This window comes from Chryseobacterium taichungense (assembly GCF_900109935.1).
Classification (GTDB): domain Bacteria; phylum Bacteroidota; class Bacteroidia; order Flavobacteriales; family Weeksellaceae; genus Chryseobacterium; species Chryseobacterium taichungense.
This window is the reverse complement of sequence record NZ_FOBV01000007.1, coordinates 188,397-209,500: the sequence shown is the minus strand read 5'-3', so window position 1 is coordinate 209,500 and position 21,104 is coordinate 188,397. Positions and strand designations below refer to the sequence as shown.

The 21,104-nt window shown below is 38.0% G+C and carries 17 protein-coding genes; 9 read left to right on the top strand and 8 right to left on the bottom strand.

What is annotated here, in order from left to right; translation table 11 throughout:
- Positions 1-121: 121 nt before the first annotated feature.
- Both leuD and leuB read left to right on the top strand, forming a co-directional pair.
- A complete protein-coding gene (leuD, locus tag BMW64_RS15780) occupies positions 122-721 on the top strand; it encodes a 3-isopropylmalate dehydratase small subunit (RefSeq protein WP_090000915.1) in 600 nt (199 codons plus the stop codon).
- Entirely contained in the window at positions 711-1,832 is a 1,122-nt protein-coding gene (leuB, locus tag BMW64_RS15775) for a 3-isopropylmalate dehydrogenase (RefSeq protein WP_090000914.1), read from the top strand. Before leuD ends, leuB begins: the two co-directional genes overlap by 11 nt.
- A gap of 147 nt (positions 1,833-1,979) precedes the next feature.
- On the opposite strand, the gene BMW64_RS15770 is transcribed toward leuB, so the two are convergent.
- The 7 genes from BMW64_RS15770 to BMW64_RS15740 form a co-directional block, all read right to left on the bottom strand.
- Positions 1,980-2,168, bottom strand: a complete 189-nt coding sequence (locus BMW64_RS15770; protein WP_090000913.1) for a hypothetical protein — start codon at positions 2,166-2,168, stop codon at positions 1,980-1,982.
- 11 nt (positions 2,169-2,179) lie between these two features.
- Positions 2,180-2,785, bottom strand: coding sequence for a DUF4230 domain-containing protein (locus BMW64_RS15765; RefSeq protein ID WP_090000912.1), 606 nt, complete (start codon positions 2,783-2,785; stop codon positions 2,180-2,182).
- A 3-nt stretch (positions 2,786-2,788) separates the two neighbouring features.
- A complete protein-coding gene (locus tag BMW64_RS15760; protein ID WP_090000911.1) occupies positions 2,789-3,355 on the bottom strand; it encodes a TlpA family protein disulfide reductase in 567 nt (188 codons plus the stop codon).
- 1 nt (position 3,356) lies between these two features.
- Positions 3,357-3,824 (bottom strand): pyrophosphohydrolase domain-containing protein, encoded by a 468-nt coding sequence (locus BMW64_RS15755; protein ID WP_090000910.1) that lies wholly within the window; start codon positions 3,822-3,824, stop codon positions 3,357-3,359.
- A gap of 220 nt (positions 3,825-4,044) precedes the next feature.
- Complete coding sequence (locus BMW64_RS15750) at positions 4,045-6,975, bottom strand: reprolysin-like metallopeptidase (RefSeq protein ID WP_090000909.1); 2,931 nt, start codon at positions 6,973-6,975, stop codon at positions 4,045-4,047.
- A 212-nt stretch (positions 6,976-7,187) separates the two neighbouring features.
- Entirely contained in the window at positions 7,188-8,327 is a 1,140-nt protein-coding gene (locus BMW64_RS15745) for an acyl-CoA dehydrogenase family protein (RefSeq protein WP_090000908.1), read from the bottom strand.
- A 619-nt stretch (positions 8,328-8,946) separates the two neighbouring features.
- Positions 8,947-9,330 (bottom strand): HU family DNA-binding protein, encoded by a 384-nt coding sequence (locus BMW64_RS15740; protein WP_090000907.1) that lies wholly within the window; start codon positions 9,328-9,330, stop codon positions 8,947-8,949.
- Between the two features lie 628 nt (positions 9,331-9,958).
- Here BMW64_RS15740 and BMW64_RS15735 point away from each other — a divergent pair.
- The 7 genes from BMW64_RS15735 to BMW64_RS15705 all read left to right on the top strand — a co-directional run bounded on the left by BMW64_RS15735 (position 9,959) and on the right by BMW64_RS15705 (position 18,566).
- On the top strand, positions 9,959-10,399 hold the full coding sequence (locus BMW64_RS15735) for a GPW/gp25 family protein (protein WP_090000906.1): 441 nt from the start codon (positions 9,959-9,961) through the stop codon (positions 10,397-10,399).
- Between the two features lie 25 nt (positions 10,400-10,424).
- Positions 10,425-12,302, top strand: coding sequence for a type VI secretion system baseplate subunit TssF (locus BMW64_RS15730; protein WP_090000905.1), 1,878 nt, complete (start codon positions 10,425-10,427; stop codon positions 12,300-12,302).
- Positions 12,303-12,411: 109 nt separating this feature from the next.
- Positions 12,412-13,338, top strand: coding sequence for a DUF3829 domain-containing protein (locus tag BMW64_RS15725; RefSeq protein ID WP_090000904.1), 927 nt, complete (start codon positions 12,412-12,414; stop codon positions 13,336-13,338).
- A gap of 185 nt (positions 13,339-13,523) precedes the next feature.
- A complete protein-coding gene (gene uvrA / locus BMW64_RS15720) occupies positions 13,524-16,355 on the top strand; it encodes an excinuclease ABC subunit UvrA (protein ID WP_090000903.1) in 2,832 nt (943 codons plus the stop codon).
- A gap of 154 nt (positions 16,356-16,509) precedes the next feature.
- The gene (gene era / locus BMW64_RS15715) at positions 16,510-17,385 is read left to right on the top strand and encodes a GTPase Era (protein ID WP_090000902.1); all 876 of its coding nucleotides are present in this window, start codon (positions 16,510-16,512) and stop codon (positions 17,383-17,385) included.
- Between the two features lie 67 nt (positions 17,386-17,452).
- Positions 17,453-17,884, top strand: coding sequence for a DoxX family protein (locus BMW64_RS15710; RefSeq protein WP_090000901.1), 432 nt, complete (start codon positions 17,453-17,455; stop codon positions 17,882-17,884).
- A gap of 178 nt (positions 17,885-18,062) precedes the next feature.
- Positions 18,063-18,566, top strand: a complete 504-nt coding sequence (locus tag BMW64_RS15705; protein WP_090000900.1) for a GNAT family N-acetyltransferase — start codon at positions 18,063-18,065, stop codon at positions 18,564-18,566.
- On the opposite strand, the gene BMW64_RS15700 is transcribed toward BMW64_RS15705, so the two are convergent.
- On the bottom strand, positions 18,567-21,014 hold the full coding sequence (locus tag BMW64_RS15700) for a ligase-associated DNA damage response DEXH box helicase (RefSeq protein ID WP_090000899.1): 2,448 nt from the start codon (positions 21,012-21,014) through the stop codon (positions 18,567-18,569). It lies immediately after the preceding gene.
- Positions 21,015-21,104 lie beyond the last annotated feature (90 nt).

The window sequence follows — 21,104 nt, the reverse complement described above, 5'->3', positions numbered from 1 at the left end:
CCGATAGAAACGGTTACCCCGCAGCAAGTGAAGACAAAAGCTATGGAGCGAGGAGTATGAGTGGATAGCGGGACAAAGCTCCTGAAAAATAAAGAATAATTAAAACTATTTAGCTAAAAAAATGCAAAAATTAATCACAATAAAATCCACGGCGATTCCTTTGCCGGTAGAAAACATAGATACGGATCAGATCATTCCGGCCAGGTTTTTAAAAAGTATTGATAAAAAAGGCTTTGGAAATAATCTTTTCAGAGACTGGAGATACAATGTTCATACAAACGAGCCCAATCCTGATTTTGTGCTGAACAATCCTAAATACAGCGGTGAAATTCTCATTGCAGGAAACAATTTCGGTTGCGGAAGCAGTCGGGAGCATGCAGCGTGGTCTTTAACAGATTATGGATTTAAAGTAGTCGTTTCCAGCTTCTTTGCTGATATTTTCAAAGGTAATGCATTGAATAATGGCTTGTTACCTGTAAAAGTTTCTGAAGATTTTTTAAAAGAAATTCTAAGCGGAATCACGGAAAATCCTGAAAAAGAAATTCTGGTGGACGTTGAAAAACAAACAATTACTTTTAATGACAAAACAGAAAGTTTTGAAATTGATTCTTATAAAAAAATATGCCTGATGAATGGCTATGATGATATTGATTTTTTGATCAGTAGAAAGCAGGCAATTCAGGAATTTGAATTAAAAACACAAAAAGTATATGAAAACTAACTTTAAAATAGCAGTTCTTCCGGGAGACGGAATCGGGCCGGAAGTCGTAGGAGAGAGTATTAAAATCTTGGAAGCAATAGCTGAAGCCTTTCATTATAAATTCGAGTTTAAATACGGATTAATGGGTGCTGAAGCGATTTATAAAACAGGAAATCCTTTGCCGGATGAAACACTGCAAATCTGCAAAGAATCCGATGCAGTTCTTTTCGGAGCTATCGGAGATCCGTCTTTTGATAATAATCCTGACGCAAAAGTTCGCCCTGAACAAGGTTTGCTGAAACTTCGTAAAGAGCTTGGACTTTTTGCAAATATAAGACCTCTGAAAACATACAGCTCTCTGATTGAGAAGAGTCCTTTAAAAAAAGAGATTATTGAAGGAACTGATATTCAGATTTTCAGGGAACTGGTGAGTGGAATTTATTTTGGTGAAAAATTTACCGATGACGAAGCCGGTTACGCTTACGACATTTGTAAGTACAACCGTGATGAAATTTCCCCGATTGTTCACATGGCTTTTCAGGAAGCACAAAAGCGCAGAAAAAAGTTGACATTAATTGATAAAGCCAATGTTTTAGATACTTCAAGGCTGTGGAGAAAAGTCTGTAAAGAAATCGCTACAGAATACCCTGAAGTGGAACTGGATTTTATGTTTGTTGATAATGCCGCCATGCAATTGATTTTAAATCCAAAACAGTTTGATGTAATCGTAACAGAAAACATGTTTGGTGATATTATATCGGACGAAGCGAGTGTGATTGGTGGGTCTATCGGTTTGTTGCCTTCCGCTTCGATAGGGAATGGTAATGCTTTATTTGAGCCTATTCACGGTTCTTATCCCCAGGCAAAAGGCAAAGGAATTGCCAACCCGATTGCTTCTATTTTGAGTACAGCAATGATGCTTGATTATTTGAAACTCGACCAGGCTGCGGAAAAATTAAGACAGTCTGTAGAACATGCTATTGAAAATAAATATGTAACGGTAGATCTGAATGCAGAACAACCTTATTCGACTGGTGAAGTGGGAAGTTTTATTGCAGATTTTATTACTTATTCCGAGAAATCTTATTACAATTTTGAAAATGTAAAGCTCGGAAAATCTACCATTGTTTGACATCATAAATTTCGCTTCGCTGCAATTAGATAAGTAGTAAAGAGTCCATAAAATTCATATAGCGGAGCGAATTTCTTACGGTTTGATTTTTATTTGTATATTTTTTTTCTGAAAAAGGTTCCGCTTCAATGAAGCAGAACCTTTTTATTATTCTTCCGTATTATCAGTTTTTCCGGATTTATTATTTTGTGAAGATTTCTGAACGTCTTCCTTATCTACATCAGACGGATTTGTCTTTTTTGATGATGCAGGAATATTCGGAAAATCCTGATTTTGTTTTTTTATTTCGGCAGCATTTGCCGGCTCTTCTTTTTTGTTTTTTTCTTGCGGATCCATAGCCTTTAAATTTACAATTTTAAAATACCCAGCTTTCCTGTCTGGTCTTCTATCTTGTAATTCAAAGCCTTTGCCAAAACGAATATTGAATTGAGATTTTCCATTAATTGCTGGCGACCTTCATTTCTCAGTCGGTTCTGGTCGATGGAATTGGTTGCTGTAATTTTAGCTTTCTGCGTTACATTTTTAATATCCTTTTCAGAGATCCTGTTAAAAAAGGAATCATCAAGAGACTGAATTTCAACGCTTGGGGTGATTCTTATTTCTGCTTCGGGTAATTCTGTAATAATCAGTTTTTTGTTAACAGAATCCACTTCCATTTTCATCTTATTAAGATCATAAGAAACCTGCGCATTGGTTTTGGTATACGTAATGATACTGTTGCTGGAAACTTCTTTTCCGAAAAATTCATATCCCATTTTTGTCTTTTGCATTGATGAAGTGTTCTGCTCAAGAACAACCATTTTATTCATCTTTGAAATCTGATTGGTCAGGATATAATAATCTGATTTTTCAGTTTTCTCGGCAGGATTAAAACAGGATCTGAAACTGAAAAACAGGATAATCATCAAAACGACTCCTGCAAGAAAGGGTAGTATTATTTTTAAGTTCCTCAATACTTATTTATTAAAAATTTCTTTGATTACGGATTGGTCGTCTTTTTTCAATATTTCAACCAAATCTCTTTCAATATAGCCCGTGGTCGGCATTTCTATGATTCTTCCGACTTCTTTACCATATCTTTCCAGAATAATTGTCGGGACTTTCTGAATGTTGTAACGAACCTCATCACCCGTAGGTGATTCCTTTTTGCGGTTTACAGCAATGATCGTCAGCTTGCTTTCAGGATATTTTACTTCCTCCAGGATTTTCATCAGTCTTGGAAAATCCCTGTGGCTGTCTTCGCACCACGTTCCCATAAAAACAGTTATGCTGTAAGAATTTATTTTATCTTTTTTAAGTTCACTGATTGCTTTCTGATCCAGTGCATATTCATCATGTTCTTTAACATACCAGTCAGAATAGGGAGCTTCGAGGAATTTTGCTTTTAACTGATTTCCCAGAAGCATTTTACCGTCATCGGTTGTTTCCACTTCACGTCCTACTACAACTTTTTGTGCACTAAGCTGCTGAGCTGTAAAAAATAGAACGGAGATAGTGAGAATGCTCTTAATAATTTTTTTCATGCTATTTTTCAATAATTGTCTTCAAATCGGCAGGAGAATAATATTTGTTTTTCAGAACTTTATGATCTGCTTTTCTGTAAACATTATATTTTTCACCTGATTTTTCATAAAATGATTCTACATCTTTTGCTTTGTAAAATTCAACGGTTTCCTGCGCCTGCTCTTCATTGTCACATGCCTTTGACATGTTTGAACGCTGAACCTCATCGAACAGTTCTACAAATTTATTGCCAAGTCCGAATTCCAGAACGGCGCCACTTAAAACATACTGCAGATCACACAATGCATCGGCAATTTCCACGATATTATTATCGGCAATGGCCTGTTTAAGCTCATTAAGTTCCTCTTGTAAAAGCTCGACACGAAGATTGCATCTTTCCGGTGAAGGAATCTGCGGAGTTTCCAAAATTGGGGCTTTAAAAGTGGTGTGGAATTCTGCTACCTGGTTCAGACTGTCAATTTTATCCATGAATATTTTTTATTTACGCAAATATAAAAATAAGGTTTCAGAAATATGGATTCATGACTTAGGTTTTTACGATTTAATGAAAATGATTCGTTGTCAATTGTCAATCGTGAATTTTTATTTTTTAATCATTAAAGAAATATCATTTATTATTTATCACTATTGCCCGTAAAAAAAAGACTGCACGTTTCCGGACAGCCTTTCGGTTTAATTGAATCAGCTATTAGTTTTTAATGAATCTCTTGGAAGTTTCTCCGATCTGAATCAAATAAGCACCTTTGATAAGACTGCTTACATTCACAGAGCCTCTTTCAAGTTTTCCTGAATTAATTAGTTTTCCACCCATATCGAAGATTTTGTAATCTTCTGCCGTCGTATTTGAGATATATAAAATGTCTTTTACAGGATTAGGATACAGCTTAATATCTGTCAGAAGATCTTTTGTACCCATTTCATTCCTTCCGGATGATACGATATTTAAAGTATAATCTTCTACCTGTCCGTAGGTGTAAGTGCCACATGATGACGAAGGAACAGAGCTATACTGCATCATTACCCTCATTCTTGTGCTTCCCAACGTTGCTGTAGAAGGTATCGTAATTGAACCTGTTACAGGACTTGTTGTTGAACCTGATTTTGACCATGCCAGTTCGCCGCTGTCTGTAAAATCTCCGTCGCTGTTATAATCAATATAGACAGCATAAGCTTCACTGTAAACCGTCGATGTCCACACCGGAGTTATGGAAATTGTATAAGCTGTTCCTCTAGTCACATTGGTAGAAACGGACGTAAAGTTTTCATAACCTGAAGTTCCTGTCGAAGTATTGTTAATAGAGCCGAATTTCACATTTCCGATTCTTTCATCAGCCGTATTATTGGCAGAAGCTGAGCAGTAAGAAACTGTGCTTCCGGCAAGCGTGGTTACACTAACGGTATTGCTGGATGAAGAAACATTTCCTGCTGCGTCCTTCGCTCTTACAGAGAAACTGTATGTGGTAGAAGGAGTAAGGCTTGTTACGGTGTAAGATGTTGATGCCGTGGAACCGATCAGTGAAGATCCCTGATAAACATCGTAGCCAGTTACCGCTACATTATCCGTTGCACCAGACCATGAAAGATTAGTACTTGTAGAAGTGGTGCCTGAAGCGGCTAATGATGGAGCCGTTGGTGCTGTGGTGTCTACCGTTCCGGAGCCTGCATTTACGGTGATATTGGCATTATTCACATCAAAGAAAATATGATTTGATCCTTTTACCATAATCCTTCCCGTTGAAGTCGATGAATTTGGAATCGTTACTGCCTGGGAGCCGTCATTTGGTGTTCCGGCAAGTAGAGTAGTCCAGGTATTCCCGGAATCTGTAGACCAAAGAATATCAACATTCGCTGCATTTACACCATTTGCTGTTGTTCCTGCAACGTTCCAGGTAACGGTTTGAGAGGTTCCTCCCGTGTAGGTTGTTGCTGAATTCTGTGAACTTACACTGAAAGGACCTGCCGTTCCGTTCACAGTGATTACAGCATCATCTGAATTATTTCCTGAACCTCCGGATCTGTTGTCGCGAACCGTAAATCTAAAGTTATAAGTTCTGGCTACATTAGATAAGGCTTCCACAGTAATCTCTGAACCAGCAGTTGTTGTTGCTCCGGCTAGCACGGAAGCCATTCTTGGGAAATATCTTACCGGTGAAGCAGTTGGCGTCCATGATCTGAAAGTTGGTCCTGAAGATTTGGTAGCACTGGCTGCAGAACTGGCCCCTGTCTGGGAAGAAGAAGCATTATCCATTTGCTCCCAGATATAAGTTAAAGAATCTCCGTTTGCATCCGTTCCTGTTCCGGTTAGCATAAACGGTGTTCCTTTCGGTATGGTATAATCTGATCCTGCATTGGCTGTAGGGATTGAATTTCCCGTATTTGTGCTTACGGGACAAGTTTTTGCTTTAATATTATTCGTAATCTGCTGGATACTGATCGCATGGAAGAAAGCATCAGAATGCGGCTGGATATCCTGACTTGTAATGCCTGCATATCCCATGATTGTTGATCCTGATCCCGGCTCCATATTTGCTCCGGTTCCTTCGTTGCTCATTGAAAACGTATGGTTTCCTCCAAACTGATGTCCCATTTCGTGGGCAACATAGTCGATATCAAAATTATCACCTGAAGGAATTCCGTCTGCCGGAGAGGTGTAGCCGCTTCCTTTAGAACCATTTGTACATACACATCCGATACAACCTGCATTTCCTCCGCCTCCCGAAGCTCCGAAAAGATGTCCTATGTCATAATTGGCTTCACCAATAACCGAAGTCAAAGTAGACTGTAATTGAGAATTCCAGTTATTCATCTGGGAAGCCGAAGAGTAGGGATCAGATGAAGCACTTGTATAAATCACCGCATCATTATTGGAAATCAAGACCATTCTTGCAGAGAAGTCTTTCTCAAAAACACCGTTGACGCGTGTCATCGTGTTATTCATGGCAGCTAATGCATTGGCTTTCGTGCCACCGAAGTACGCGGTATATTCTCCTGTACAGGACAGGGCAAGTCTGAAAGTTCTTAGTTTCGCATCATCAGCATTAGGCCGTGCAGTGATGTCACTTGCAGTTGTAGCACCTTTTTGCGCAACATCAAGCACAGTACATTCAAATTTATTAAGATCATCTTTTTTATCCGATTTTTTATAAACGATATACGTAGAAAGATCTTTAGTATATGGTTCAATAAAAACTGCCGACTTATTACCGTAGATTTCCATTGACGACAGTCCTAATGGTGAAATGCTGAAGTATACAGTAGAATCCGGATTTTCCAGGCTTTCTCCTACGTAAGATTTAATATCAGGATATTTTGCGGCGAGCTGCGGATCGAAATTGGAATTTTCCCTGATCTTGAAGTTTTCCATTTTTCCGTCAGCATTTGGAAAGGAGATAATAATTTCTGATTTTTCTCCTGCAGCCAATCTTTTTGGCGCCCGGGCTAAAACATTCTTTAATCCGTTAATGTCAAGGCTGTAAATTTTAGGATTAAGAATATTGCTTTTGTTTTCAAAGATCCCGGAAGTTCCTTTTCCTGATCCCGGCGACCAGAGACGATCGGTCTGCGCGAAAGAAATGCCTGAAAGAAAAAGCATTCCCAACAACGTTAATTGTTTTTTCATATAAAATTATTTTTGATTGTGGAATACCAAATTTAATAAAAATTCAATTACGAAAAACAAAATTTTTTAAGAAATTTTTAGATATTTACTATAAATAATTATGTATTACATTAAATAATACACACAAATATACTGGTATTTAAATAAAAATAGTACCCGCAACATGCGAGTACTATTCACTTTTTGAAGATATAATTCTCTTTTATATCACCTTATTTTGTAATATCTCTGCCGATTACCAATCGCTGAATTTCAGAAGTTCCTTCGCCGATTGTACAAAGTTTTGAATCTCTGTAGTATTTTTCAGCAGGGAAATCTTTAGTATATCCATAACCTCCGAAGATCTGAACAGCATTGTTAGCAATTCTTACACAAGCTTCAGAAGCATAAAGTTTGGCCATTGCGCCTTCTTTAGTCATTTTCTGCTTGGCGTTTTTCAAAGTAGCAGCTCTCTGGATCAGCAATTCTGCAGCATCAATCTCCGTAGCCATATCAGCCAGCATAAAGTTGATGGCTTGGAATTCTGAAATAGACTTACCAAACTGCTGTCTTTCTTTCGCATATTTCAATGCAGCTTTATAAGCTCCTCTTGCCGTTCCTAAACTTAATGCGGCAATAGATATTCTTCCTCCGTCAAGGATCTTCATAGCCTGTTTAAATCCTTCACCCACTTCTCCTAACCGGTGAGAATCGGGAACACGAACATTGTCGAAAATCAATTCTGCGGTTTCGGAAGCTCTCATTCCCAACTTATTTTCTTTTTTACCGGAAGAAAAGCCCGGCATTCCTTTCTCTAATACAAAAGCAGTAGAATTATTTTTAGCTCCCTTTTCACCGGTTCTCGTCATCACCACGGCAATATCACCTGAAATAGCGTGGGTAATAAAGTTTTTAGCTCCACTGATGATCCATTCATCACCATCTTTTACAGCGGTTGTAGACATTCCTCCGGAATCAGAACCTGTATTATGCTCTGTTAATCCCCATGCACCGATTACCTTTCCTGATGCCAGCTGAGGAAGCCATTTATTTCGCTGTTCTTCATTTCCGAATTCGTAAATATGATTGGTACAAAGTGAATTGTGCGCCGCTACAGAAAGTCCGATAGAAGGGTCAACCTGGGAGATCTCATCCAGAATGGTAACGTATTCGTGATATCCAAGACCAGAGCCTCCATATTGCTCAGGAATAACAATTCCCATAAACCCCATTTCTCCTAACTCATGAAACAAATCTTTAGGGAAAGTCTGACTTTCATCCCACTCCATAATATTAGGTCTAATATTTTTTTCAGCAAATTCTCTTGCCGTTTCCGCTATCATTTTAATGTTGTCAATAGTCTCTGTATTCATATAGATATATAGTTAGTTCCCAAAGATAACCAAATTGACGGAAGGTCCAAAAAAATTATTTCAGGCATGGTAAGTTATCCGCAAATTTTTAGTTTTCAGTTTTTTAGATTCTTAAAATCAAAAATGAATTAATCAAAACAAGGCGTATCAATTGATGATTGGCCATCCGATTTTTAACCTCGTTAGAAAACTTCCGGAGCCCACAACGATTATCCCTTTCTATTTTACATCGCAGGCACCGGAAGGATGTTCCAACAGAATCCCGGACTCATCTGAACAGATTTTGTAATCAAAAGATTTATTTAAAAATAAAAGAAGCTGTCCTAAAAGTCTGAATAGTCCTTTTTTGTAATCGCCACGAATTCATCTGATTTAAATAATGATTTTATAGCACAGTTTAGGATTTGCTCCTTGGAACAATATCTTTGTAGGATTAATATTAGCATCTTGTACCGGAACTCCGTAGGGGTTCTATCTTATCATAGCACACCTACGCGTGCTTGCGATATTTCATTGTTTTTTCTTCTGCACAGATATTACTCCTCCGGAGCATAAAAATTACTTGTTCAATTTTCAGACATAAAAAAAGAGGCTGCCCAAACTAGGACAGCCTCTTTGGTTAGTCTTTTTTCCTGACTTCAGCGAGCTTCATAGCTTGCTTAATCAGCTTACCCGGGCGAAAAATAGTTTTCAGAGAAGTAATACAGGAAGCATTTACTTCTTCTGCAGTTTCTTTTCCTTCGCTGGAACCGCCGGCCTGGAGGGTAAAGTAATCCCCGACATATACAATCTTACCATCGGCCACATCATCAGCAATTTTAGAGAATGTACTTTCCAGCACGGCAAGAATATCGGCCTTGGAAACTGTTGAAACGGTAGATGCGTATTTGGCAAGATCTTCAAAAGTTGTCTGACCGTTCCCTACAATATCAGCGTAAAATTTTGGAGGTTCATTTGGAGCAAGAGGATTTTTTCTCGAAATAACATTAAATGTAATAGGCATTTTTTTTCATTTTAAAAGTTAAACAATTTGTATTTTGAGTACGAATGTATAAAAAAAACAGATACCACAAAATGATGAATAAATAAAAAATAGTCCTTTTTTATTTCCAGGTAAAAACATTCATCTGCATAAGGCGGAAAATTCATCCGCATCATTTTGGAAAATTATCAGGATGATTTTGTCATTTTATCCTGATGATTTTTCTGATTTATCCTGATAAATTCTGCAAGGCTTCTTAAAAACACCAAAAAAAATTTCAGATCAATCTCTTAAAATGCCCTGAAACAGGCCCAGACAAAGATTTTCTCCTGAATACCAGGATACATAAAGTAAGAGTCGTGTAAAATAATTCATGTCTTCAAAAAAATTATGAAAAATGAAGCTCCGTTTTTCGGAAATAATACATTTACCATATTTGCGAGAGAGTGAAAATGAGATGCTAATCTTTTCTGAAAAAATTAAACACCTTCCAAAAACAACACAGTGAGGATTTATTCACAGGCAGATAAAATTCTTAAAAATATTCACCAACTTTACAATATGACCGTACCATATTTCGTGAAAAATCATTAATTTGGTATTCTGTTCTAGCAATTGACTATTATGAAGTAATAAAAGAAGCAGAATTATGGACACACCAAATTACAGAATGCCTTTTATTCCGTCGGCACTGATGACGGAGGGAGGAAGTATCGACACATGCGATATGGGAGAAAGTATTGCCCATAACATCATGCTGCTGATCACCACCAAAAAAGGAGAAAACAGATATGACGAAAATTACGGAAACGATGTATGGAATCTTGAATTCGATAATGGCGTAACCAGCGCTGTCTGGGAAACGGTATTCATTAAAAGCCTCAAAAGACAGATCCAGGAGTACGAACCACGGATTATCAATCCTCAGATCGATGCCCATATTCAGATTGTGGAGCATACTTATGATACAAAAGAACATACCGAAATTAAAAAGAAAGTAAAGATCGCCATCAATGCTAAAATGGAAGCTACGGGAGAACGTTTCAGCTTTTCCACAGAGTTGTTTCTGAGCCCGATGTCGATTGATTAATTTCCTTATACTATAACCACAATCTATGAATTTAGACCAAAATATTTACTCTAAAGAATCCGTAAAAGCAAGGATGCTTCAGAATGCCACCAAAGTATGGGGACTGAAAAGTCCACAGTCACTGGATCCGTTCGTGAAACTGCTGATTGATGCTTTCAGTACGGAAGTTTTTAAAGCCAATAACGAAATACAGACCGTAAACGCCAGAATCCTGGAAAAGCTTGCGAAACTGTTAACGCCTTCCATTTATACCCATCCGGTGCCGGCACATGCCATTGCTTTCACGCAACCTTATGAATCTTCGGAAATTCTTCTGGAGCATACTGAGTTTTTCTTCAGAAAGCACATGACTTCTACCATAAAATCCGAATCGGATAAGCAGATCAATATTCCTTTTACGCCGGTTGGAAATGTGAGAATCAATAAAGTGCAGACGTCTGTCATGTTTGTCGGGAATACCTGCTACAGCATTGACGAACGGCTGAATAAAATTCCCGTCGCAAGATTTCAGGGAAGACCGGAAGATTACCGGAAAGTAACGATCGGTATTGATGTCAGCAAATATTCACAGGAAAATTTTCCTAAATATTTAAGCATTTACTGTTCAAATCCCGCGTTTGAGCATTTAGATTTTACCTATAAATTATTACCTTACATCACCGTGACCAGCAATGGAAATCCTCTGTTTATAAAGGAAGGATTAACTTATTACAAGAATACGGAAGCAGAAGGATACGAGCAGATATTTTATGAGCAGTCTATTCAGAATAAAATCATTGAGGATGTAAAAAGTATTTACAGTCACAAATTCATTGAAGTAAGCGGAATTTCAAGTTCTTTATTCTCAGAGCCGGGTGTACTGCCGGAAAACCTGAGCTTTGTAGATTATAAAGAAGAGATCACGAAACACATAGACGGCAAACGCTATCTGTGGCTCACTTTTGAATTTCCTCCGCAGTTTTCTGCTGAAATACTGGATAATTTCTCTTTTGTTTTAAATGCTTTTCCTATCTACAACCGCGGCTGGAAGAAAACAGAATACAGCCTCGATATCATGGGCAATAATATTCCGCTTGTTACGGATGAAGGTGAACATTTTTTGTATGTGGATGAAGTTCAGGACGGTGACGGAAGAAAATATACAGAGATCCCGTTTACTCCGAATGACGATCTTAAAAAAGGATTATATACCGTCAGAAAAGGGGGTATGGAACGCTTCACGAACAGAAACGCTGTAGACATGATCGCCAATGTACTTGAGCTTACACGGGATGAAATTGCTGCTTTCTCACTTCTTAACAGAGACAATGTAAAAGGACTGCTGAGCGAGATGGCCGACAAAATGAAATCGATGGTTCAAAAAGTAAATAATGCAAGGAGAACCATCAAACAGGAACTTAATTATGTTATCATGGAACCTGTTGAAAAGACAGATCATACCTATGCCTCTTTCTGGGTGACCCACTGCACACTGGCCAACCATATGCGCCCCGGAACAGAACTATCCAATCAATTAAAATCACAGGTCCTGGTGCTTCTTTCTGAAACCATCGGCGGAGCAGAAGAGCAGAAAGGAACCGACAGCATTCAGGCTTATAAATATGCTTTAACAACGAGAGATAAAATTATCTCTCTGGAAGATGTTAAAAATTATTGCAGAATGGTGTTGAAGGATGAACTGAAGGAAGTCCGGGTAAAGCGCGGAACCATGATCAGTAATAAACCGAAAGAAGGCTTTATCAGAACAGTTGAGGTCGAAATTGTTCCTAATAATTATTCATTCTACGGAAGGCTCTATTGGGAGAATATGGCAAATATTTTACGGAATCAGATTATTTTAAAAGCCATCGACGGCATCGAATATCTGGTAAAAGTAACAAATGAAGACACCGATTTTTCCTGAAAAGCAATAATCTTTTTATTTAACAAAAGGTGTGAAGATTTAACTTTAAATAGTCTTTTGTCTCTTTGCGGTTAAATTTAAAAATACATAAATATCAACTTAATATAATATGAAAAAAATGATGATGATTGCACTTGCTTTATCGGTAAGTGTAACGGTAGTAAGCTGCAAAAAAGGTCTTGACAAAATTGAAAATGCAGTGGCACAGGCTGGGGAAGATCAGTCTCAGGCTATAATTGATTTTAATAACAACTTCCTGGAATCTTACAAAAGCTCTTCGCGACATGTTGAGAATATCATTCAGTACGCTGAGGCGGCGGTAAAAAAGTCAAAAGGCGAAACGGTCTACAGTATGCCTATGGTTATTAATTCAATGGATTATTCTTTAAGTAAAATTAAAGGCGTTCCATCCGGTTTTGACAGCGAACAAAAAATTATTGAAACAGAACTCGTAACCTATAAGAGAAGGCGGGAAAGCATCGAAAAAAAATATGAGGAACTGAAATCTTACATCACTTCCGAAGATTACAAAGATGACCAGGGAGCAAAAGCACTGGCTTTACAGAAAGATATCGACGCGGAAGCAAAGGCATTTTTTACGGCAGGCGAAAATATTGTGACAAAAATAAAACCTGCTACCGAAGCCGCTGAAGAAGTGATTCTAAAAGATCATCCGATGAGAGATTATATCATTTCATCCAAATCAGTGATGAATGACCTTGATGCTGTAATGGATATTCTCGACAAACAATATACCCAAGGTTTCAATGAAGCAGAAGCACAGAAAAAATACAACGAACTGGAAAAAGCAGTTGATGTAAACGCTAAAAAAGAATTCGACGTCCAAGGAAAGCAATATGCTTATAAGAAAACGCTGTTTGAAAACTTCAACAAAAGGGCTACAGAATTTCTTGACAAATACAGAAAGCTGATACGGGACTCAAAAACCTCCAACAAGATTCCGGACGGCAATATCCAGGAAATCAGTTCAGCTTACGACTCTGTACTGAATTCTTATAATTCTTTTGTACAGTAGATCAGATCATCTCAAAAAGATAAGTACCGGTGAAACTTTCACCGGTATTTTATTTACTATAAACCATTTAAGTCTTAAAGCAGTTGTATATATCGTAAATAATCTAACATTTTTTAACACCGAAAATTTCATAAAAATTCCGTAATTTTGCACATCGTGATTTTCATGTAAAATCATACCAAATTATGAGTAAATCAACAGAATATATAGAAGTTTACGGCGCACGTGAACACAACCTGAAAAACATCACTGTTAAAATTCCGCGCAATGAATTGGTCGTAATTACGGGCCTTTCGGGAAGCGGTAAATCATCACTGGCTTTTGATACTATTTTTGCAGAGGGCCAGCGACGCTATATCGAAACATTTTCGGCGTATGCCAGACAGTTTTTAGGCGGCCTGGAACGTCCTGATGTAGATAAGATCGAAGGATTGTCTCCCGTAATTGCCATTGAACAGAAAACGACCAATAAAAATCCCCGATCAACCGTAGGAACGGTTACTGAACTGTACGATTTCCTTCGACTTTTGTTTGCAAGAGTATCAGATGCCTATTCACAAGTCTCCGGGAAAAAGCTGGTAAGCTATACCGAAGAACAGATTCTTGAAACCATTAAAGAGAATTACAAAGGCGAAAAGATCATGCTGATGGCACCCGTCGTACGATCCAGGAAAGGTCATTATCATGAACTTTTTGTTCAGATGGCCAAAAAAGGATACGGACAGGCAAGAATCGACGGCGAACTTCAGGATATTGAGTATGACCTAAAACTTGATCGTTATAAAACTCACGATATCGATATTGTTATCGACCGGTGGATCATCGGCGAAAGTGCTTCTGAGACCAGAATGGAAAAATCACTCCGTACCGCGATGGAAATGGGAGAAGGACTGATCGGAATTCAAAAGCTGGGAAGTACCGATATTGAATATTTTTCCAAAAACCTGATGGATGCCGAAACGGGTCATTCACTGGCCTTACCTGAACCGAATACATTCTCATTTAATTCTCCGAAAGGAAGCTGCCCGAACTGTAAAGGATTAGGAACCATTAACAAGATCAATACTGATTACTTTGTTGAAAACCCAAAACTTTCGATCAATCAGGGAGGTTTGCTACCGCTGGAAGATATTAAATCCAACAAGTGGATGTTGTCTCAAATCAAAAACATTCTTGAAATATTCGGATTGGGATTGGCTACGCCTATAAAAGATATCCCTGAAGAAGCATTGGAATATATCTATGAAGGATGTCACAGAGAATTTAATAAAGATCTTAAGTATGCAGGAATCAGCAAGAAAGTTAAGATCAGTTTCGACGGTATGGTTCCCCTGATGAACGAAATCATAAATGAACGGGAATCTTATGAAGCCATCATGCTGGAAAGACACTTCACTACAGAAGAGATCTGTCCGCTATGCAAAGGAACCCGTCTGCAGCCTTCAAGTTTAAGCTTTGAAATTGATGGTAAAAATATTGCCGAAGTTAATGCATTAAGCTTGGTTGATTTAAAAGACTGGCTTGCCGATGTTAAAGATAAATTTTCAGAAAAAAAGGCAATCATTGCTCACGAAATTTTAAAAGAAATTGAAACAAGACTACAGTTTTTGCTGGATGTCGGGTTGGATTATTTAAGCCTGAGCCGAAGCTCAAAAACGCTTTCAGGAGGTGAATCTCAAAGGATTCGTCTGGCTACACAGATCGGTTCTCAGCTGGTAAATGTACTCTATATCCTTGATGAACCAAGTATCGGACTGCACCAGAGAGACAATGAAAGACTTATCAATTCCCTGAAAAATCTTCGTGATATCGGAAATTCTGTTTTGGTGGTAGAGCATGATAAAGACATGATCCTTGAAGCCGATGAGGTTTTGGATATCGGTCCGAGAGCAGGAAAATTCGGGGGAGAAATCCTTTGGCAGGGAAAACCTAAAGATCTTTTAAAAGCAGATACCATTACCGCTCAATACATCAATGGGAAAAGAAAGATTGAAATTCCTGCCGAGAGACGGGAAGGGAACGGAAAACATATTATTCTGAAAGGTGCTACCGGAAACAACCTTAAAAATGTAACGCTTAATGTTCCTTTGGGTAAGCTGGTAGTGGTTACAGGAATTTCAGGAAGCGGAAAATCTTCTCTAATCAACGGAACATTGTATCCGATTCTTAATAAACATTTTTACAGAGCTGTTCAGGAACCTTTACCTTACAAAAAGATCGAAGGCCTTGAAAATATCGATAAAATTGTCGATGTAGACCAGACTCCGATCGGTAGGACACCAAGATCCAATCCTGCAACGTACACCGGAATGTTTACGGATATTCGAAATCTATTCGCAGAATTGCCGGAAAGTAAAATCCGTGGGTACAAACCGGGAAGATTTTCGTTCAACGTAAAAGGAGGAAGATGTGAAACCTGTCAGGGAGGCGGTTTGAAGGTAATTGAAATGAATTTCCTGCCTGATGTTTATGTTCACTGTGAGACCTGCAACGGGAAACGTTTCAACAGAGAAACGCTGGAAGTCCGCTACAAAGGAAAATCGATTTCCGATGTTCTGGATATGACGATTGATGAGGCTGTAGAATTTTTCCAACCGATTCCGAAGATTTATTCAAGAGTGAAAACGCTACAGGATGTTGGTTTGGGATATATCACTATGGGGCAGCAGTCAACTACACTTTCAGGAGGGGAAGCTCAGCGTATCAAGCTGGCTACCGAACTTGCCAAAAGACAAACCGGAAATACACTGTATATTCTTGACGAACCGACAACCGGACTTCATTTTGAAGACGTTAAAATTCTCATGGATGCCATTAATAAATTGGTGGAATTAGGAAATTCTTTCATCATTATTGAACATAATATGGATGTTATCAAAATGGCTGACCATATTATCGACGTTGGTCCGGAAGGTGGAAAACATGGCGGACGGATCGTTGCACAGGGGACACCTGAAGAAATAGTGAATTCGAAGAAAAGCTTGACAGGGAAGTTTTTGAAGAGGGAATTGGAGTAATTATATTTAAATAATAAACAGTAGCAGAAGTTACTGTTTTTTTATTTTACTTACTGATAATACGCAGTTTTTACATAGGCTTTTCATTTAAATCTCAACAATAGACCGAAAGACCAGATTTGTTTTATTAACTTTGCAGCTCAATATAATTTTTATGCACAAAGCAGGATTTGTAAATATCGTCGGGAAACCGAATGCCGGAAAATCAACCTTACTCAATCAGTTGATGGGAGAGAAGCTGGCCATTGTTACCCAGAAAGCACAGACCACACGCCACCGGATTTTTGGAATTTATAATGAAGAAGATTTGCAGATCGTATTTTCAGATACGCCGGGAGTTTTGGATCCTAAGTACGGCCTACAGGAAAAAATGATGGATTTTGTAAAAGATTCTCTTCAGGATGCCGACGTTTTTCTTTTTATTGTAGATGTAACCGACAAGGCTGAACCTTCAGAATTTTTAATTGATAAACTGAATAAAATTCCTGTACCGGTTTTATTATTGTTGAATAAAGTAGACCAGACCAATCAGGAAGGTCTTGAAAAACTGGTGGAGACCTGGCATGAGAGAATTCCGAAAGCGGAAATCCTTCCCATTTCTGCATTAAATGCTTTCAATACGGATATTATTTTGCCTAAAATAAAATCATTGCTTCCTGAAAACCCTCCTTACTACGACAAAGATCAATATACCGATAAACCGGAAAGATTTTTTGTGAATGAAGCGATCCGTGAGAAAATCTTATTGAATTATGATAAGGAAATTCCGTATTCTGTAGAAGTGGTAACAGAGCAGTTTAAGGAAAAAGAAGGAATTATTTTTATTGACTCTATTATCTATGTTGAAAGAGATACGCAGAAAGGCATTCTGATAGGACATAAAGGAGAGGCAATCAAAAAAGTAGGAACTGAATCAAGGCTGGATCTAGAGAAGTTTTTCAATAAGAAAATTCACCTGAATCTTTTTGTAAAGGTGAAAAAAGACTGGAGAAAAAACGACAGAGACCTGAAGAATTTCGGATACCGATAGACTAAAAACCGCTGAAAAGCCGTTGTATTAAAAGATTTTCATTATATTTAATTTAAATTTTAACTTAATGAACTATTTGAACCGTACAAATTCTAATTCAGTTTTTAAAGATATTATTTTATTAATAGTAAGAGTATTTATTGGCTTTGCGATGCTGTCGCATGGATTTCCGAAACTTCAGATGCTTTTGGATGGGGGCAATATCGAATTCTATGATTTTTTAGGAATAGGGCCAAAAATATCTCTGATACTAACTGTTTTTGCAGAATTTGTATGTTCAATTCTTCTCATTTTAGGACTTTTCACCAGAGTTGCATTGGGTTTCTTAATTTTTACAATGATCATCGCAGGATTTTTTGTTCACGGAGCTGATCCTTTTGAGAAACGGGAGATGAGTCTGATTTATCTTTCAGTATATCTGCTTCTCATGGCTTTTGGTCCCGGAAAAATTTCTGTCGATTACATGATAGAAAAAAGAAAAAGAGCCAGTGACTGGTAATAAATAAAATACAGGCAGCAATTCTTGCTGCTTTTTTTTATGTTTAAAATTTAGATTGTTAATGCGGTCTAACATAGTAACAGGTATGTTCAAGCTTTCATAAAACAGTTCCGGTAAATAGTTTTATTGAGGTAAAGAAAAATCTTCCTGTATATTTGCAAAAAAATGCTGTCACTTTATGGAAGAACTGACGTTCAGAAATGCTATTCTTGAAGATTTGCCTAAAATTGTTGCCATTTATAATTCTACCGTTCCTTCACGAATGGTAACTGCCGATACTGAAAATGTTTCCGTAGAAAGCAGGATTCAGTGGTTCTATGAACATAATCCGGAAAGCCGGCCACTATGGATGATTGAAGATCAGGAGAGAAATGTTATGGGATGGGTCAGTTTTTCTTCATTTTACGGCCGTCCGGCTTATAATGGTACAGTGGAAGTAAGCATTTATATGGATGAAAGCTGCCGTGGAAAAGGCTTGGGAAAAAAGGTTCTGCAATACTGTATTGATCAGGCAAAGAATTTTGGCATAAAAACATTATTAGGATTTATTTTCCTGCACAATGAACCAAGTCTAAAGCTTTTCAGACATTTTGGATTTGAAGATTGGGGAACTTTGCCTAATGTCGCTGTTTTAGACGGAGTAGAAAGAACATTAATAATTCTGGGTAAAAGAATCGGCTGATTATCTTGCCTTTTTAGCCTGTTCCACCAAACGTTTGATTCGGGAATCCAGATCTTCACTGGAAAGTGTCTGCCGGAGACTGTCGACTTTGATAGGGAAACTAATCGGTGTAAATGAATTAGCAAACTTCAGGATTATTTTAGATTTTTCAATCCTTTTAAATGCTTCTACGAGCCTCTGCTCCTGCAGCTGCATATTGAAAACTTCCGTATAAGCCTGTCTTACAAGGAAATGTTCGGGATCATAATCTTCCAAGACTTTAAAAATCAACCCTGCGGAACTCTGTAAAGATTTATTGGAACGCTGCTGACCTGGGAAATTCTGAATCACCATTCCTGAGATTACGGCAATATCACGAAACTTACGTCTGGCCATTTCTGCCGCGTTAATACTTGAAATAACATCCGTCATCAGGTTTTCGCGGGTTAAAATTTGCTCTAAATTATCCTCATGTAACGGAATTTCTTTATCGCTGAAGAGTTCAAAACCATAATCATTCATCGCCATTGAAAAGGAGATTGGAGCCAGCTTAGAAATCCTGTAAGCAATCAGGGCAGCCATGACTTCATGTACCAGTCGCCCTTCAAAAGGATACATAAAAAGATGATAACCTTCACGGTTTTTAATTAATTCCACCAAAAATTCATTTTCTTCCGGAATATGAGATCGCTCTTCCTGATTGGCCAATAGTGGATGAAGAAATTTCAGCTCTTTTTCAGACGATTTGGGATTGAGTGCTCCTGATAATTTCTCTCTTAAAAACTGTCCGAGATTGGAACTCAGTGGCAATCTTCCCCCCAGATAACTTGGAGCAAAAGCTTTTCCTTTTGAGGCTCTAACGAAAACCGTCATATCCTTAATCATGACGACTTCCAGAACACGTCCCGCGAGGATAAATTTATCTTCTTTTTTTAGCCTTGAAATAAAATATTCTTCCACCATTCCGATATATCCGCCAGAAATAAATTTTACTTTCAGCATGGCATCACTTACGATCACCCCCATATTCATCCGGTGCAGCATGGAAATTCTGCGGGATGTTACTTTATACAAACCAGTCTCGTCAATGACAATTTTATGAAATTCTTCATAACTTTTTAATGCTTTTCCACCGATCGTTAAGAAATCGAGAATGTTTTTCCATTCTTCTTCGGTCATTTCCTGAAAAGCAAATGTTTCCTTAATTCTCGGATAGATCTCGTCCGGATAAAATCCGTCTCCAATGGCTAAAGTCATGAGAAACTGCACAAGAACATCAAAGCACAATACCTGTGGATCACGGGGCTCAATAACGTTATTCTTAACGGCTTCCTTTAATGCAGAAACTTCAATCAGTTCCAATGAATGCGTGGGAACACAATAAATTTTAGAAGTTTCAAAAGGAGAGTGGCCACTACGCCCGGCTCTCTGTAGAAATCGTGCAACCCCTTTTGCAGAACCAATCTGAATTACGGTATCAACAGGTTTAAAATCGATTCCTAAATCTAAAGATGAGGTAGATACTACCGCTTTCAATTTTCCATTGCTGAGATTTTCTTCAATCCAGATCCTCAAATGGGCATCTATCGAACTATGATGAATCGCAATCTGCCCCGCAAAATCAGGATAAGCATCCAATAAAAGCTGGTACCACATTTCGCTTTGGCTTCTGGTATTAGTAAAAACAATCGTAGACTTGGAATTAAGAATAATAGGAACCACCTTATCTGCCAGTTTATGTCCCAGATGTCCGGCCCAAGGTAAAATTTCAACTTCATCCGGAAAGACAGATAAAATATCGATCTTCTTCTTTTCTTTAGCGATAATTTTTGTTTTTTTAATATCATAGGGAATGAGAACCTCCATGGCTTCATCCAAATTACCAATCGTTGCAGTGATTCCCCAGATTTTCATCTTAGGCACATAATTTCTGAGCCGACAGATACCAAGCTCAACCATTACGCCACGTTTTGACCCTAGTAATTCGTGCCATTCATCAATAACAATCGTCTGAAGATTCTGAAAAAAACGCTGATGATTTTTCTGTCCGATAAGCAGATGAAGACTTTCAGGAGTCGCAACCAGAATTTCAGGCATATTTTTAACCTGTTGTTGCCGAACTTTCGGATCCGTATCCCCGTTCCGTACTCCAACCGCCCAGTCCAGTCCGATTTCATCAATCGCTTCCTGCATCGCTTTGGCAATATCTTTTGAAAGTGAACGGAGTGGGGTAATCCAGATCATTTTCAGTCCTTTTTTATATTTTTCAGGTCGATTCAGAAAATCTGAAATTAGGGCTAAAAAAACAGAATAGGTCTTACCAAAGCCTGTTGGCGCTACAACCATTCCACTATAACCATTACCGAATTTACGCCATGTCTCTACCTGAAATTTAAAAGGGGAAATACCTTTATCTATCATCCAGTTTTGAATGATTTGGTAGCCGTCGGTATTTTCAAATGTTGTCAAATTAATTTTGAGTTTTATGGAAAATGCTAAAGATTTTACTTCAGTTATAATATTATCAATTTTTTAACCAAAAAATATTTCAAACAAAAG